This is a genomic window from Rahnella sp. RcJ3 (genome assembly GCF_009498575.1).
Classification (GTDB): Bacteria; Pseudomonadota; Gammaproteobacteria; order Enterobacterales; family Enterobacteriaceae; genus Rahnella; species Rahnella aceris.
Map to the genome: position 1 here is coordinate 202,238 of NZ_QSNX01000002.1, position 13,802 is coordinate 216,039.

14 protein-coding genes are annotated in these 13,802 nt (G+C 52.9%); 9 read left to right on the forward strand and 5 right to left on the reverse strand.

Annotated features, from left to right (window positions below):
- Positions 1 to 368 precede the first annotated feature (368 nt).
- Complete coding sequence (gene maeB, locus DXU84_RS03545) at positions 369 to 2,648, forward strand: NADP-dependent oxaloacetate-decarboxylating malate dehydrogenase (RefSeq protein ID WP_013574414.1); 2,280 nt, start codon at positions 369 to 371, stop codon at positions 2,646 to 2,648.
- Positions 2,649 to 2,707: 59 nt separating this feature from the next.
- Here the strand turns inward: maeB and DXU84_RS03550 are convergent, their stop codons facing one another.
- The 4 genes from DXU84_RS03550 to amiA all read right to left on the reverse strand — a co-directional run bounded on the left by DXU84_RS03550 (position 2,708) and on the right by amiA (position 6,126).
- Positions 2,708 to 3,655, reverse strand: a complete 948-nt coding sequence (locus tag DXU84_RS03550; RefSeq protein WP_153374856.1) for a nucleoside hydrolase — start codon at positions 3,653 to 3,655, stop codon at positions 2,708 to 2,710.
- Positions 3,656 to 3,709: 54 nt separating this feature from the next.
- Entirely contained in the window at positions 3,710 to 4,159 is a 450-nt protein-coding gene (locus DXU84_RS03555; protein ID WP_013574416.1) for a YaiI/YqxD family protein, read from the reverse strand.
- Complete coding sequence (gene hemF, locus DXU84_RS03560; RefSeq protein WP_153374857.1) at positions 4,159 to 5,142, reverse strand: oxygen-dependent coproporphyrinogen oxidase; 984 nt, start codon at positions 5,140 to 5,142, stop codon at positions 4,159 to 4,161. Before hemF ends, DXU84_RS03555 begins: the two co-directional genes overlap by 1 nt.
- A gap of 99 nt (positions 5,143 to 5,241) precedes the next feature.
- Positions 5,242 to 6,126 carry an N-acetylmuramoyl-L-alanine amidase AmiA gene (gene amiA, locus DXU84_RS03565; RefSeq protein WP_153374859.1) on the reverse strand — a complete coding sequence of 295 codons (885 nt, stop codon included), beginning with the start codon at positions 6,124 to 6,126 and terminating at the stop codon, positions 5,242 to 5,244.
- A gap of 276 nt (positions 6,127 to 6,402) precedes the next feature.
- Between amiA and DXU84_RS03570 the strand changes: the two genes are divergently transcribed.
- Positions 6,403 to 6,828, forward strand: coding sequence for a GNAT family acetyltransferase (locus DXU84_RS03570; protein WP_013574419.1), 426 nt, complete (start codon positions 6,403 to 6,405; stop codon positions 6,826 to 6,828).
- Positions 6,829 to 6,891: 63 nt separating this feature from the next.
- On the opposite strand, the gene DXU84_RS03575 is transcribed toward DXU84_RS03570, so the two are convergent.
- The gene (locus DXU84_RS03575) at positions 6,892 to 7,290 is read right to left on the reverse strand and encodes a YgiW/YdeI family stress tolerance OB fold protein (protein WP_041673194.1); all 399 of its coding nucleotides are present in this window, start codon (positions 7,288 to 7,290) and stop codon (positions 6,892 to 6,894) included.
- Positions 7,291 to 7,507: 217 nt separating this feature from the next.
- On the opposite strand from DXU84_RS03575, the gene DXU84_RS03580 reads away from it, so the two are divergent.
- The 7 genes from DXU84_RS03580 (at position 7,508) to cysA (ending at position 13,759) form a co-directional block, all read left to right on the forward strand.
- Entirely contained in the window at positions 7,508 to 7,951 is a 444-nt protein-coding gene (locus DXU84_RS03580) for a DUF2919 domain-containing protein (RefSeq protein ID WP_013574421.1), read from the forward strand.
- 150 nt (positions 7,952 to 8,101) lie between these two features.
- Complete coding sequence (locus DXU84_RS03585) at positions 8,102 to 8,731, forward strand: RpoE-regulated lipoprotein (RefSeq protein ID WP_183065307.1); 630 nt, start codon at positions 8,102 to 8,104, stop codon at positions 8,729 to 8,731.
- A gap of 104 nt (positions 8,732 to 8,835) precedes the next feature.
- Positions 8,836 to 9,735 carry a Dyp-type peroxidase gene (locus DXU84_RS03590; RefSeq protein WP_037036357.1) on the forward strand — a complete coding sequence of 300 codons (900 nt, stop codon included), beginning with the start codon at positions 8,836 to 8,838 and terminating at the stop codon, positions 9,733 to 9,735.
- 212 nt (positions 9,736 to 9,947) lie between these two features.
- A complete protein-coding gene (cysP, locus tag DXU84_RS03595) occupies positions 9,948 to 10,970 on the forward strand; it encodes a thiosulfate ABC transporter substrate-binding protein CysP (protein WP_112151264.1) in 1,023 nt (340 codons plus the stop codon).
- Positions 10,970 to 11,800, forward strand: a complete 831-nt coding sequence (gene cysT, locus DXU84_RS03600; RefSeq protein WP_013574425.1) for a sulfate/thiosulfate ABC transporter permease CysT — start codon at positions 10,970 to 10,972, stop codon at positions 11,798 to 11,800. Before cysP ends, cysT begins: the two co-directional genes overlap by 1 nt.
- Positions 11,800 to 12,675: a sulfate/thiosulfate ABC transporter permease CysW gene (gene cysW / locus DXU84_RS03605; RefSeq protein WP_013574426.1), complete on the forward strand. Its 876-nt coding sequence runs from the start codon at positions 11,800 to 11,802 to the stop codon at positions 12,673 to 12,675. The genes cysT and cysW overlap by 1 nt, the downstream gene beginning before the upstream one ends.
- Positions 12,665 to 13,759 (forward strand): sulfate/thiosulfate ABC transporter ATP-binding protein CysA, encoded by a 1,095-nt coding sequence (gene cysA / locus DXU84_RS03610; protein WP_013574427.1) that lies wholly within the window; start codon positions 12,665 to 12,667, stop codon positions 13,757 to 13,759. Before cysW ends, cysA begins: the two co-directional genes overlap by 11 nt.
- Positions 13,760 to 13,802 lie beyond the last annotated feature (43 nt).

The following is a 13,802-nucleotide window of genomic DNA, read 5'->3' on the forward strand; positions in this document are numbered from 1 at the left end:
TCTTAGCTCCTTGGCGAGAAAAAACGATACAGCAATAAGGTCGAACGACTCTCTTTCGTAGGGCTCCTACCCTGCATCATCCGGTTAACAAACTGAATGCGCTTTTTCTGATTACTGCAATGGGTCTCAACAATGGCGGCCCCTGTTGCCCGTCAAACTGAGCGTCTGGCGAGAAAAGCGCAAGGACAAACTTTAAGCTTAGTGCATTTTTACGAGACGTCTTCCATGAATGAAAAGTAATCAATGTAACCGCTAATTTTTGGTCGTGATCCGCGTTTAGTCGTGGCAGGGTTATCTATACTGGTCAGCGGGAAAACCAGATGCTGATATTTCCCCGTACCCTACAAAAACAAGAAAAGGATCCTGCAATGGACGAACAACTCAAGCAAAGTGCGCTCGATTTCCATGAGTTTCCGGTGCCCGGAAAAATTCAGGTTTCGCCCACCAAGCCTCTTGCGACACAACGTGATCTGGCGCTGGCCTATTCTCCGGGCGTTGCTGCCCCGTGTCTGGAGATCGCTAAAGATCCACTGGCGGCATACAAATACACCGCACGCGGCAATCTGGTGGCGGTGATTTCCAATGGTACTGCCGTTCTCGGACTGGGGAATATCGGTGCACTGGCAGGGAAACCGGTGATGGAAGGCAAGGGCGTATTGTTCAAAAAATTCGCCGGTATCGATGTTTTTGATATCGAAGTGGATGAGAACGATCCCGATAAACTGATCGATGTGATTGCCGCACTAGAGCCGACATTCGGTGGCATCAATCTTGAAGATATCAAAGCGCCGGAATGTTTCTACATTGAAAAAAAGCTTCGGGAACGCATGAAAATCCCGGTGTTTCATGACGATCAGCACGGCACCGCCATTATCTGTACTGCCGCAGTATTAAATGGTCTGCGCGTGGTTGGGAAAAGCATTTCCGATGTGCGGCTGGTCGTTTCCGGCGCAGGGGCTTCCGCCATCGCCTGCCTGAATTTGCTGGTGGCGCTGGGGCTGAAACGCCACAACATCACGGCCTGCGATTCCCGTGGTGTGATTTATCAGGGGCGTGAAGAAAATATGGCCGAAACCAAAGCGGCGTATGCCATTGCAGATAACGGCCAGCGTACGCTGGCCGATGCAATCCCGGATGCGGACATTTTCCTGGGCTGTTCCGGCCCCGGCGTGCTGACGCAGGAGATGGTGAAAACCATGGCCAAAGATCCGCTGATTCTGGCGCTGGCCAATCCGGAGCCGGAGATTTTACCGCCGCTGGCAAAAGCCGTCCGGCCGGATGCCATTATCTGCACCGGACGCTCGGATTACCCGAATCAGGTGAACAATGTGCTGTGTTTCCCGTTCATTTTCCGCGGCGCGCTGGATGTCGGGGCGACCACCATTAATGAAGAAATGAAACTGGCCTGCGTTCATGCTATCGCGGATCTGGCGATGGCCGAACAAAGTGATGTGGTGGCTTCCGCTTACGGTGAAGAAGAGCTGTCTTTCGGCCCCGAATATATTATTCCTAAGCCTTTTGACCCGCGTTTGATCGTGAAAATTGCGCCTGCGGTGGCGAAAGCTGCAATGGATTCCGGTGTGGCCATGCGCCCGATTGAGGATCTGGAAGCGTATACCGAAAAACTCGCCGAGTTCGTCTACAAAACCAATCTGTTCATGAAACCCATTTTCTCGCAGGCGAAGAAAGACGCTAAACGGGTGGTGATGGCAGAAGGAGAAGAGGAGCGCGTACTGCATGCCACGCAGGAGCTGATTTCCCTCGGGCTGGCGAAGCCAATTCTGGTCGGGCGTCCCAGTGTCATCGCTATGCGCATCAAAAAGCTCGGCCTGCAACTGGAAGCGGGACGGGACTTTGAAGTGGTGAACAACGAATCTGATCCGCGTTTTAATGAATACTGGCGTGAATATTATGAGCTGATGAAACGGCGCGGTGTATCGCAGGAGCAGGCGCGTCGGGCAGTGATCGGCAATCCGACACTGATTTCTGCCATCATGCTGCTGCGCGGAGAAGCCGATGCGATGATTTGCGGCACGGTTGGCACCTATCATGAGCATTACGATATCGTGGAGAATGTATTCGGGTTTCGCAAAGGTACACATGTTGCCGGGGCGATGAATGCGCTGTTGCTGCCGAGCGGCAACACTTTTATTGCGGATACCTACGTCAATGATGACCCGACGCCGGAACAACTGACGGAAATCACGCTGATGGCGGCAGAAACGGTGAGGCGGTTTGGCATTGAGCCGAAAGTTGCGCTGTTGTCGCATTCCAGTTTTGGTACATCAGACAGCCCGGCTGCGCTGAAAATGCGGCGTACGCTGGAGCTGATTAATGAGCGTGCTCCTGATCTGGAAATTGACGGTGAGATGCACGGCGACGCGGCGCTGGTCGAAAGCATCCGCCAGGACATCATGCCGGACAGCCCGCTGAAAGGTTCAGCAAATATCCTGATCATGCCGAACATGGAATCAGCGCGTATCAGTTACAACCTGCTGCGGGTGTCGTGTTCGGAAGGAGTGACCGTCGGACCGGTGCTGATGGGGGTGTCGAAACCGGTACATATCCTGACGCCAATTGCATCGGTCAGGCGAATAGTCAATATGGTGGCGCTGGCTGTCGTTGAAGCACAAACCGAGCCTTTATAAACACCTTATAGTGAAGAAAACGGGCCTCATAGCGAGGCCCGTTTTTCTCAATCGCTGGCTCAGTATTTTACTTCGCCGATACGCTCCAGCGCATCGACGATCAGATCCCAGAAACGCTGATGATCAAGTTTAACTGCCACTTGTGTATGGCAATCCGGCGGAGCTGGGACGCGGAAATCGGCTACTGTCATGCCCAGCGTTAAAGTGCCGGTCAGTTCGATATCCACCGGCACTTTTTGCACGGTCATTACGTTCGGATCAATCACGTAAGCCACAGCACAAGGATCATGAACCGGTGGAGAATCAAAGCCCTGACGGTCTTTGTAGCTCAGACCAAAGAACTCCAGCAACTCACCGACAAATTTAGCGGGCTGAGTACCCACAGCGGCAATGCGCGCGGCGACTTCTGGTGTCGCCAGCGCCTGATGGGTTAAATCCAGTCCGACCATGGTCAGCGGCCATTTTTCGTTGAACACGATATGCGCGGCTTCAGGGTCAATCTTGATATTGAATTCTGCGACCGCACTCCAGTTACCCACGTGATAACCGCCGCCCATCAGCACGACTTCCTTCACGCGTTCAGCAATGCGCGGTTCTTTGCGCACCGCCATGGCTATGTTGGTCAGCCCGCCGGTGGGTACCAGCGTGATAGTTTTCGGTGGATGAGACATGATCAAATCAATGATCAGATCGATGGCGTGAACAGGTTCAAGGGTGATGGCCGCCTCCGGCAGCACCGGACCATCCAGGCCGGACTCACCGTGGATTTCGTCAGCCACTTCAATCTGACGCACCAGCGGACGGGTTGCGCCCGCCGCAAACGGCACGCCGGTCAGATTAATAACACGCGCCACGGCAAGGGCATTGCGGGTGACTTTCTCCAGCGTTTGATTGCCGACGACCGTAGTAACGGCCAGCAACTCAATTTCCGGGTTACCGTGAGCCAGTAACATCGCGATAGCGTCGTCGTGCCCCGGATCGCAATCAAGGATGATCTTTTTGACCATTTTTTATTCCTTTAATTAATGTAGTGGTACGTCGGTTTCGTCAGCCAGATCGGATTATTTTTTAGCGTGTTGCAGCCACTTATCCAGTTCATTGGCAAATTGCTGGCGGTCGCGCTGATTAAGCGCGGGTGGTCCGCCGGTCTGTACGCCGCTGGCGCGCATGGTGTCCATGAAATCACGCATATTCAGACGTTCTTTAATGGTTTCAGTCGTGTAACGCTCGCCGCGTGGGTTGAGCGCAACACCACCTTTTTCAATCACTTCCGCTGCCAGCGGAATATCGGCGGTGATCACCAGATCGCCGGGTTCGGTGCGTTTCACAATTTCGTTATCCGCAACGTCGAAACCCGCTTCTACGCGTAAGGTGCGCAGGAATTTTGACGGCGGTGTGCGGATGATCTGGTTGGCAACCAGTGTCACCATCATGCCGGTGCGTTCCGCGGCGCGGAACAGCACTTCTTTAATGACGTTCGGACAGGCGTCTGCATCAACCCAGATTTGCATCAGTTTGGCGCTCCGTTTTCAGATAAGCCCTTTTCAGCCAGCCAGTCGCGAACTGGCAGGAAATCGCTGTAAAGCGCGGCCTCCGGGCTGCCTTTTTCAGGTTGATAGCCGTATTCCCAGCGCACCAGCGGCGGCATCGACATTAAAATGGATTCTGTACGGCCACCGGTTTGCAGACCAAACAGTGTTCCGCGATCCCACACCAGATTGAATTCGACGTAGCGGCCACGGCGGTAAAGCTGGAACTGGCGCTCGCGTTCGCCCCACGGCAGGGCTTTACGTTTTTCCACTATGGGCAGATAAGCGTCGGTAAAGCCGTTGCCCACGGCCTGCATAAAGCTGAAGCTGGTGTCGAAATCCGGCGAATTCAGGTCATCAAAGAATAAGCCGCCGATACCGCGTGCTTCGTTGCGGTGTTTGATAAAGAAGTAATCGTCGCACCACTTTTTGTATTTCGGGTACACATCATCGCCAAACGGCTGGCAAAGTTGTTGTGCTGTCAGGTGCCAGTGGCGGGCATCTTCTTCAAAACCGTAATAAGGCGTGAGGTCAAAGCCACCGCCAAACCACCAGACCGGTGCTTCGCCGGGCTTTTCCGCAATGAAAAAGCGTACGTTGGCGTGGCTGGTTGGCACATAAGGATTCAGCGGATGAATAACCAGTGAAACGCCCATCGCCTGAAAACTGCGACCAGCCAGTTCGGGGCGATGCGCGGTTGCTGAGGCAGGCAGGGTGGCACCGGCAACATGCGAGAAGTTTACCCCCGCCTGTTCAAACACTGCGCCATGGGTCAGCACCCGGCTCTGGCCGCCGCCACCTTCTTCCCGCACCCATTGATCTTCAGAGAACTGGCCGTTGCCATCAGCGGCGGCCAGTTGCTGGCAAATATGATCCTGGAGCTTAAGCAGGAAAGTTTTAACTTGCTGGATGTCGGGAATGGATTGGCTCACGGGCAAACTCGCAGACGTTGACTGAAAAGACATTCAGCGCTTTGCAGGCGCTGAATCAGAAAGAGGAAGTGATTATATACCCAAAATCAGCCTGGTCGCCCAGATGCGTCTGCTTTTGGTGGCGGAAGAACTTTACCGTGGCTTGCGTTCATTGGCATCGAAGTAACTGAAGAAATTCACAATACCCTGAGAAATCGCCTGTGCGATCTCGCGACGGAACGCCGTGGTGCTGAGCAACTGTTCTTCCTGATGATTGGTGATAAACGAAGTTTCCACCAGAATCGACGGGATCGACGGAGATTTCAGAACAGCAAACGCCGCCTGTTCGGTCTGCTGGCTGTGCAGATGGTGGATCGGGCGGATCCTGTCGAGCACGTGATGCCCTAATGTCAGACTGTTTTTGATGGTGTCGGTTTGCACCAGATCGAACAAAACCTGTTGCAGATAATTGTTGTCTTCTTTGGCATATTTCGCGCCCGCGACCAGATCGGCATCGTTTTCTTTTTTTGACATATACCGCGCCATTGTGCTGCTGGCACCGCGATTAGAGAGGGCGAAAACAGACGCGCCGGAAGCGGTGGGGCTGGTGTAACCATCGGCATGAATCGAGACAAACAAATCGGCCTGATGCTGATGCGCCAGTTCAACGCGCTGATAAAGCGGAATAAAGTGATCAGAGTCACGGGTCAGTTTAACTTCAATATGACTTTGTTTGCCGAGGAATTCCCGCACATAGTTGGCGATTTCCAGCACGACGTGTTTTTCTTCCGAGCCTTCATGACCGACCGCACCGGAATCGATGCCGCCATGGCCGGGGTCAATCATCACCAGTTTTTTTGCGCCTGGCGGTTTAGGGGCCGGGGCTGATTTGGTGATGTGTTCCTGCTGCGCAGCGCTGGCAGAGCGCGAACCGAATGCGGCAATCGCTAATCCCAGCCCGGACAACAATAGCTGGCGACGTGTGGCGGTGGCAGGCAAAGGCTGGAAATGCAGAAATTTGTTCAGAGGGTTTAACATCAGTCCGTTACCGTCAGAAAAGTGCAGAATGCTCTATGTTATAGAGTATCTTTTTTATAGTTTCGATCTGAGAACTATTACTTTTTATGAATATTGTGTCGTGAATGATGTCATGACCGAATAAATATCCGTTGCAGGAAAGGTGTCACGTTGTTTTATGTGAAGATTTTATCGTTCAAAATGGTTTGTAAAGTCCTCAATTTGTGATTTTGATGTTGCGTATCAAACAGATCACGCGATAATCATATAAACCCCTATCAACAGCGGCGAACAGTGATGGAAATTCGCGTATACCGTCAAGAAGATTTTGAAGAAGTACTGACCTTATGGGAGCGCTGCGATTTATTGCGCCCGTGGAATGATCCTGAGCTGGATATTGAACGTAAAATTAACCACAGCCCGGAGTTTTTCCTGGTGGCGGAAGTCGGTGGTGAAGTGGTAGGCACGCTGATGGGGGGGTATGACGGTCATCGTGGTTCGGCGAATTATCTGGGTGTGCATCCGGATTATCGCGGGCGTGGCATTGCCAATGCGCTGGTTAACCGTCTGGAGAAGAAGTTAATCGCCCGCGGCTGCCCGAAGATGAATTTAATGGTGCGTGCTGAAAACGATGCAGTGGTCAGTATGTATGAAAAACTGGGTTATGAAATTTCGGATACTCTTTTGCTTGGCAAACGTTTGATCGAAGATCAAGAGTACTGAAGCTGTTTCCTCAATAAAAAGCCCCGGCAAGTATGACTTTGCCGGGGCTTTTAGTTTTCTGATTTACTTAATCAATTTTACGCTTTTGACATCCACTTCCACAGAGTTCCAGTCTTTATCGACTTTACCTTCAATGCGGATTTTGTCCTTCGGCGACACGTTCTGTCCCTGCCAGCGTTTGCCGTCAATTTCGACATTGAGTGTGCCGGTATTGTCGCGGAAAATGTATTTATCGTGGTCGATACGCTGATCGATAAACCCTTCCAGCATAACCCACTGATCATCTTTCATGGTTTGCGCATCTTTTACTGTACTCAGCGCCGTGGTGCCAGTGAAACCGCCCTGTGCTGCTGGCTGGGTCTGCGACTCCTGGGCTGACGGGCCGTTAAAGCCACCGGTCTGTTGGGCAAATGCAGTCGCTGAACAAAGTGCAATCAGGGTTGCCAGAGTGATCTTCTTCATCATAATAGGTCGTCCTTAATTTAACGTTTCCGGGTACCGGCAACTATGACATCGTTTCGCATGTCTTGCCGTGCTGGAGACCATTAAAACAGACAGTTCTTAACAGTTTCTTAAGCGCATACCCGGCATACTTTAAATTGCAGATTATGAATTATTTTGGGTATGTCCTTGAGTGATGGTTAACTTTCACCTTATTTGCAGGAATGTTGTCCTTTTTATGAACCCGGATGATTATAACGACCACGGTATGTTGCGATTGCCGCTGTGGTTCTGGACTATTTTGATTTTGCAGGCGAGGACCTGGTTATTGTTTGTGATGGCCGGCGCATCGCGCCAGCAGGGGAGTGATCTGCTGGCGTTGTTTTATCCTGATCAGCAAAGTTTCTGGTCTGGCATGCTGCTCGGGTTGCCGCCCGCGCTGGTTTTTCTGCTTAGCGGCCGTCGCCATCTGTGGCCGCGTATCTGGCAGGCCGGTTACTGGTTACTCCTGGCAGGGATGTTTATCACTTTCGCATTGCAGGGGCTGGGGCTGTGGCAAAGCACAGATACGATTTCCGGCGTGGATATCGTGCTGGCCTTGCTGGATGCCGCCGCGCTGGCTTACTGGTTACTGAGCCGCCGTCTGCGCGCTTGTTTTGATGCCGCGCGGCGTCTGGCCTGATGCATATTCCATTCGAGGCTGAACTTTTTTACCAGAAAAGTACTCGAACTGGCGCTGAACAATAATGCGTAAATAAATAATAATTTCACTGCCGGTTTATCCGTCAGGCCGCACCGGCCAACGGGAACGGGGAGTATAGGAGTGTACCGAATGACTGTTCGCCTGCGGGTTCGCCCGATGTTACTGGTGCTGCCGCTGATCCTGACCGGCTGTTCGTCGATGTCATCTATGTCATGGCCGGGCGTGTCCTGGTCGGCCATGAATCCGCTTAACTGGTTTGGCAGCAGCCTGACGGTCAGCGACAAAGGGGTGGGTGATATTACGGCCAGCACCCCGCTGACAGAAACGGCCATTAAAGATGCGCTGGACGGCGACTATACCCTGCGCAGCGGTATGTCGATGAGCAACGGCAAAATGCTGAGCTTCTTCCAGGCGATGGACGGTAAAGACGTGAAGATGTCGATCAGCGGTGAGCCGAAAGGCAATGTCCAGCGCGTCGATGTTGTTGATACGAAAGTTGAAAGTGAATGGGGCGTTAAAATCGGTACGCCCTTCAGCGATCTCTACAGCAAGGCTTTCGATGTGTGCGTGAAGGGCGAAGGGGACGATGCTGAAAACGTCGAGTGTAAAGCGCCGCAAAGTGCTCACGTGACGTATGTGTTCAGCGGTATCTGGCATGGCCCGGATTCGCTGATGCCTTCGGATGATGCCCTGAAAGACTGGAAGGTCAGCAAAATTATCTGGCGTGCTAATCCTGCGCAGGCCGCTGCCGCGCAATAAACGGGTTTCTCCGCTTAAAAAGCCCTCAATGCCTTGCCTTCGCGCAAGGCATTTTTATTGACATCCGGTATGATATCGCCGGTCAAATTAACGAGGATGAGAAAATGACTCAGGTTCAGAGCGGCATTTTACCCGAACATTGCCGTTTCGCGATTTACATTGAAGCGAAAGCTCAGGGTGACCTGGATGCGCTCCGGCACGGCTGCCGTGCATTTTTGGCCGTACTGGAAGACATGCAGAAAAAATTTCCCACTGAACATCTTGGTGCGGTCGTGGCCTTTGGCAACGATGTATGGCGTGATTTATCCGGAAATCAGGGTGCCGCTGAGCTGAAGTCTTTCGAGCCGCTGGGTAAAGGTCTGGCACCGGCGACGCAGCGCGATATGTTGTTGCACATTCAGTCCCTGCGTCATGACGTGAACTTCGCGCTGGCACAGGCGGCATTGAAAGCCTTCGGCAGTTCAATCACTGTCGAAGAAGAAACCCACGGGTTCCGTGCGCTGGAAGAACGTGACCTCAGCGGTTTTATCGACGGAACTGAAAACCCGAAAGCTGAAGCCCGCGCTCAGGTGGCGATTATTCCTGAAGGCAGTGTTGATGCAGGCGGCAGTTACGTGATGGTTCAGCGCTGGAAACATAATCTGGTGCAATGGGAACGCTTCTCCGTGCAGCAGCAGGAAGATGTTATCGGGCGTACAAAAGAAACCGACGAAGAGCTGGATTCAGAAACTCGCCCGGACACTTCCCACGTCAGTCGTGTTGACCTGAAAGAAGACGGCAAAGGCCTGAAAATTCTGCGCCAGAGCCTGCCTTACGGTACGGCCAGCGGCGAGCACGGTTTGTATTTCATTAGCTATTGCGCCCGTTTGTGGAACATTGAGAAACAGCTGCTGAGCATGTTTGGCGATCTTGATGGCAAACGCGATGCCATGCTGCGCTTCACCCGTCCGGTGACCGGCAGTTATTATTTCGCCCCTTCACTGACCCGACTGTTAGCGCTTTAAGTTCTTCCGGCGCGTTCCGTCGCGGACGCGCCTGCTTCTTTCCTTTTTGTTATTCCCCCATCGCTTGTTAATGCCTTATAGCTTTTCATGCTTGAAAATCACCAAATGGTATATAAAACCGTTACAGCCTGACCCTCAGTTATAAATACACTGTGTGATATTGAGCGACATATATCAGCGTCGCATATCGGTTCACTCACCTAAGGCTAAGCATGAAAACACTCGGATTTACCGGCAATGTGCTGAAAAGTTCTGTGGCGGCATTGTTGCTGGCCAGCGGGGCGGCTTCGGCAACCGAATTGCTCAACAGCTCTTATGATGTGTCCCGTGAACTTTTTGCCGCGCTGAATCCGCCATTCCAGAAACAGTGGGCTGATCAAAATAATGGCGATAAACTCGATATTAAACAGTCGCATGCCGGTTCCTCCAAGCAAGCGCTGGCGATTTTGCAGGGCCTGAAAGCAGATGTGGTGACGTATAATCAGGTGACCGATGTGCAGATTTTGCATGACCGCGGCAACCTGATCCCGGCCAACTGGCAAAGCCGTCTGCCTAATAACAGTTCGCCATTCTATTCCACCATGGCCTTCCTGGTACGTAAGGGCAATCCAAAAAACATTCACAGCTGGGACGATTTAGCACGTCCGGGCGTGAGTCTGGTGTTCCCGAATCCAAAAACCTCCGGTAATGGTCGTTATACCTATCTCGGTGCCTGGGGCGCATTCAATCTGGAAGACAATAAAAACCAGACGCAGACCCGCGAAAAGATGGCGAGTTTCCTGAAAAACGTGCAGGTATTTGATACCGGCGGTCGTGGCGCAACCACCACATTTGTCGAACGTGGACTGGGCGATGTGTTGATCAGCTTTGAATCGGAAGTGAACAACATCCGTAAGCAGTACGGTGATGATAAATATGAAGTGATTGTTCCGAAGGTGGATATTCTGGCGGAGTTCCCGGTCGCCTGGGTGGACAAAAACGTTGAGAAAAATGGCACAGAGAAAGCTGCAAAAGATTATCTGAATTATTTGTGGAGCCCGCAGGCGCAGAAAATCATCACCAGTTTTAACTACCGCGTGTATGACAAAACGGCGATGGCGGCGGCGAAAGAGCAGTTCCCGGAGACCCAACTGTTCAAAGTTGAAGAGCAGTTCGGTGGCTGGCCACAAGTGATGGAAACCCATTTCAGTACCGGCGGTGAGCTGGATAAACTGTTAGAGCAAGGTCACAAGTAATGTTGTTGTCGAGCAAACGCGTATTACCCGGATTCACCCTGAGCCTCGGCAGCAGTTTGTTGTTCGTGTGCCTGGTGCTGTTGCTGCCGCTGAGTGCACTGGTGATGCAGTTGTCACAAATGACACTGGCACAATATTGGGATGTGATCACCAACGGTCAGGTGGTGGCGGCCTATAAAGTAACGCTGCTGGCGGCGGGCGTGGCGAGTATTTTTAACTGTTTCTTCGGCATGCTGATGGCGTGGATCCTGACCCGTTATGAATTCCCGGGTAAAAGTCTGATCGATGGTCTGATGGATTTGCCGTTTGCCCTGCCGACGGCAGTCGCCGGTTTAACGCTGGCAGGATTGTTTTCTACCACCGGTTTTTACGGTCAGTGGCTGGCGCATTTTGATATCAAAGTGGCGTACACCTGGCTTGGTATTGCGGTGGCGATGGCATTTACCAGCATCCCGTTTGTGGTGCGTACCGTGCAGCCGGTGCTGGAAGAATTAGGCCCGGAATATGAAGAAGCGGCTGAAACGCTGGGCGCTTCGCGCTGGCAGAGTTTTCGTCGCGTGGTGTTGCCGGAAGTGATGCCTTCCTTGCTGGCGGGTACGGCGTTGTCCTTCACCCGCAGCCTGGGCGAATTCGGCGCAGTGATTTTCATCGCCGGTAACATTGCCTGGAAAACCGAAGTGACCTCGCTGATGATTTTTATCCGCTTACAGGAGTTTGATTACCCGGCAGCCAGCGCTATTGCTTCGGTGATCCTCGCCGCATCGCTGCTGTTGCTGTTTGCGATTAACACTTTACAGAGCCGTTATGGCCGTCGTCTGGGAGGCCAGTAATGTCTGATATTCCGGCTTTTGCGGGCGAAAGACGTCAGCGTATTGACTGGGTGAAATGGTCATTGATCGGCACGGGGGTGCTGATTTGTATTCTGCTGCTGGTGATCCCGATGATCAGCATTTTTGTGCTGGCATTTTCCGACGGCATTGCAGCGGTGTGGAAGAACTTGTCGGACTCCGACATGTTGCATTCTATCTGGCTGACCGTGCTGATGGCGCTGATCACCGTGCCGGTGAACCTGATTTTCGGCACGTTGCTGGCCTGGCTGGTCGCGCGCTTTAATTTCCCGGGACGTCAGTTATTACTGACGCTGATCGACATCCCGTTTGCGGTTTCACCAGTAGTTGCCGGTTTACTGTATTTGCTGTTTTACGGCACCAACGGCCCGATTGGCGGCTGGCTGGATGCGCACAATATTCAGTTTATGTTCGCCTGGCCGGGCATGGTGATGGTGACAGTATTCGTCACCTGTCCGTTTGTCATCCGTGAGCTGGTGCCGGTGATGTTGAGTCAGGGCAGTCATGAAGATGAAGCCGCGGTGTTACTGGGTGCGTCCGGCTGGCAGATGTTCCGCCGCGTGACCCTGCCGAATATCCGCTGGGCATTACTGTATGGCGTGGTGCTGACCAACGCCCGCGCGATTGGGGAATTCGGGGCGGTATCGGTGGTGTCCGGTTCTATCCGTGGCGAAACCTACACGCTGCCATTACAAGTCGAATTACTGCATCAGGACTACAACACCGCAGGCGCGTTTACTGCCGCTGCGCTGTTAACCCTGATGGCAATTGTCACACTGTTTCTGAAAAGCGGCCTGCAATGGCGTCTGAAGCGCCACAACGACCGTCTTGAGCGGGAGGAAAGTCATGAGCATTGAAATTAACGGTATCAACAAATATTTTGGCCGCACTAAGGTGCTCAATGATATCTCGCTCGATATTGCTTCCGGAGAGATGGTGGCGTTGCTCGGGCCTTCCGGCTCAGGTAAAACCACGTTGCTGCGTATTATCGCCGGACTGGAAAATCAAAGCGCCGGACACCTGAGTTTTCACGGTAAAGACGTGACGCGCCTGCATGCCCGTGATCGTCAGGTCGGTTTCGTTTTCCAGCATTATGCGCTGTTCCGCCATATGACGGTGTTCGACAACATCGCGTTTGGCCTGACGGTGCTGCCGCGCCGTGAGCGTCCGAATGCTGAAGCCATCAAACAGAAAGTCACTAAATTGCTGGAGATGGTGCAACTTGGCCATCTGGCAAACCGTTATCCGGCACAGCTTTCCGGCGGTCAGAAACAGCGTGTGGCGCTGGCCCGTGCGCTGGCGGTTGAACCGCAAATTCTGCTGCTGGATGAACCTTTTGGCGCGCTGGACGCACAGGTGCGTAAAGAGCTGCGCCGCTGGCTGCGTCAGTTGCATGAAGAACTGAAATTCACCAGCGTGTTCGTGACTCACGATCAGGAAGAAGCGATGGAAGTCGCTGACCGCGTGGTGGTCATGAGCCAGGGTAATATCGAACAGGTCGGCGCCCCGCAGGAAATCTGGCGTGAACCGGCAACCCGTTTCGTGCTGGAATTCATGGGTGAAGTTAATAAAATTCATGGCGAAATCCGGGGATCTCAGCTGTACGTCGGTGCATATCACTGGCCGCTGGATAACCCGCCCCTGCATCAGGGTGTGGTCGATTTATTCCTGCGTCCCTGGGAAATGGAAATTACGCCGCACAGTACAGCACGCTGTCCGTTGCCGGTGAAGGTGCTGGAAGTCAGCCCGCGTGGCCATTTCTGGCAGCTTATCGTGCAGGCCGAGGGCTGGCACGACGAACCGCTTTCGGTTGTGCTTTCCGAAATCCACGGTAATAGCGCACCGCAGCGCGGCGATCGTTTCTATGTCGGCGGACTGAATGGCCGCCTGTATGCTGGCGACCAGCCGTTACAACCCGTTGCGTTAGCGAAGAGTGCCTGATATTTTTTAATCAGCATTTTTCTCAGGGCGGTCATCGGGCCGC

Excerpts from the sequence above, each read along its gene's own strand:
- maeB (WP_013574414.1), top strand. The coding sequence starts at position 369 with ATGGACGAACAACTCAAGCAAAGTGCGCTCGATTTCCATGAGTTTCCG.
- DXU84_RS03550 (WP_153374856.1), bottom strand. The coding sequence starts at position 3,655 with ATGGTCAAAAAGATCATCCTTGATTGCGATCCGGGGCACGACGACGCT.
- DXU84_RS03555 (WP_013574416.1), bottom strand. The coding sequence starts at position 4,159 with ATGCAAATCTGGGTTGATGCAGACGCCTGTCCGAACGTCATTAAAGAA.
- hemF (WP_153374857.1), bottom strand. The coding sequence starts at position 5,142 with ATGTCTTTTCAGTCAACGTCTGCGAGTTTGCCCGTGAGCCAATCCATT.
- amiA (WP_153374859.1), bottom strand. The coding sequence starts at position 6,126 with ATGTTAAACCCTCTGAACAAATTTCTGCATTTCCAGCCTTTGCCTGCC.
- DXU84_RS03570 (WP_013574419.1), top strand. The coding sequence starts at position 6,403 with ATGGAAATTCGCGTATACCGTCAAGAAGATTTTGAAGAAGTACTGACC.
- DXU84_RS03575 (WP_041673194.1), bottom strand. The coding sequence starts at position 7,290 with ATGAAGAAGATCACTCTGGCAACCCTGATTGCACTTTGTTCAGCGACT.
- DXU84_RS03580 (WP_013574421.1), top strand. The coding sequence starts at position 7,508 with ATGAACCCGGATGATTATAACGACCACGGTATGTTGCGATTGCCGCTG.
- DXU84_RS03585 (WP_183065307.1), top strand. The coding sequence starts at position 8,102 with ATGACTGTTCGCCTGCGGGTTCGCCCGATGTTACTGGTGCTGCCGCTG.
- DXU84_RS03590 (WP_037036357.1), top strand. The coding sequence starts at position 8,836 with ATGACTCAGGTTCAGAGCGGCATTTTACCCGAACATTGCCGTTTCGCG.
- cysP (WP_112151264.1), top strand. The coding sequence starts at position 9,948 with ATGAAAACACTCGGATTTACCGGCAATGTGCTGAAAAGTTCTGTGGCG.
- cysT (WP_013574425.1), top strand. The coding sequence starts at position 10,970 with ATGTTGTTGTCGAGCAAACGCGTATTACCCGGATTCACCCTGAGCCTC.
- cysW (WP_013574426.1), top strand. The coding sequence starts at position 11,800 with ATGTCTGATATTCCGGCTTTTGCGGGCGAAAGACGTCAGCGTATTGAC.
- cysA (WP_013574427.1), top strand. The coding sequence starts at position 12,665 with ATGAGCATTGAAATTAACGGTATCAACAAATATTTTGGCCGCACTAAG.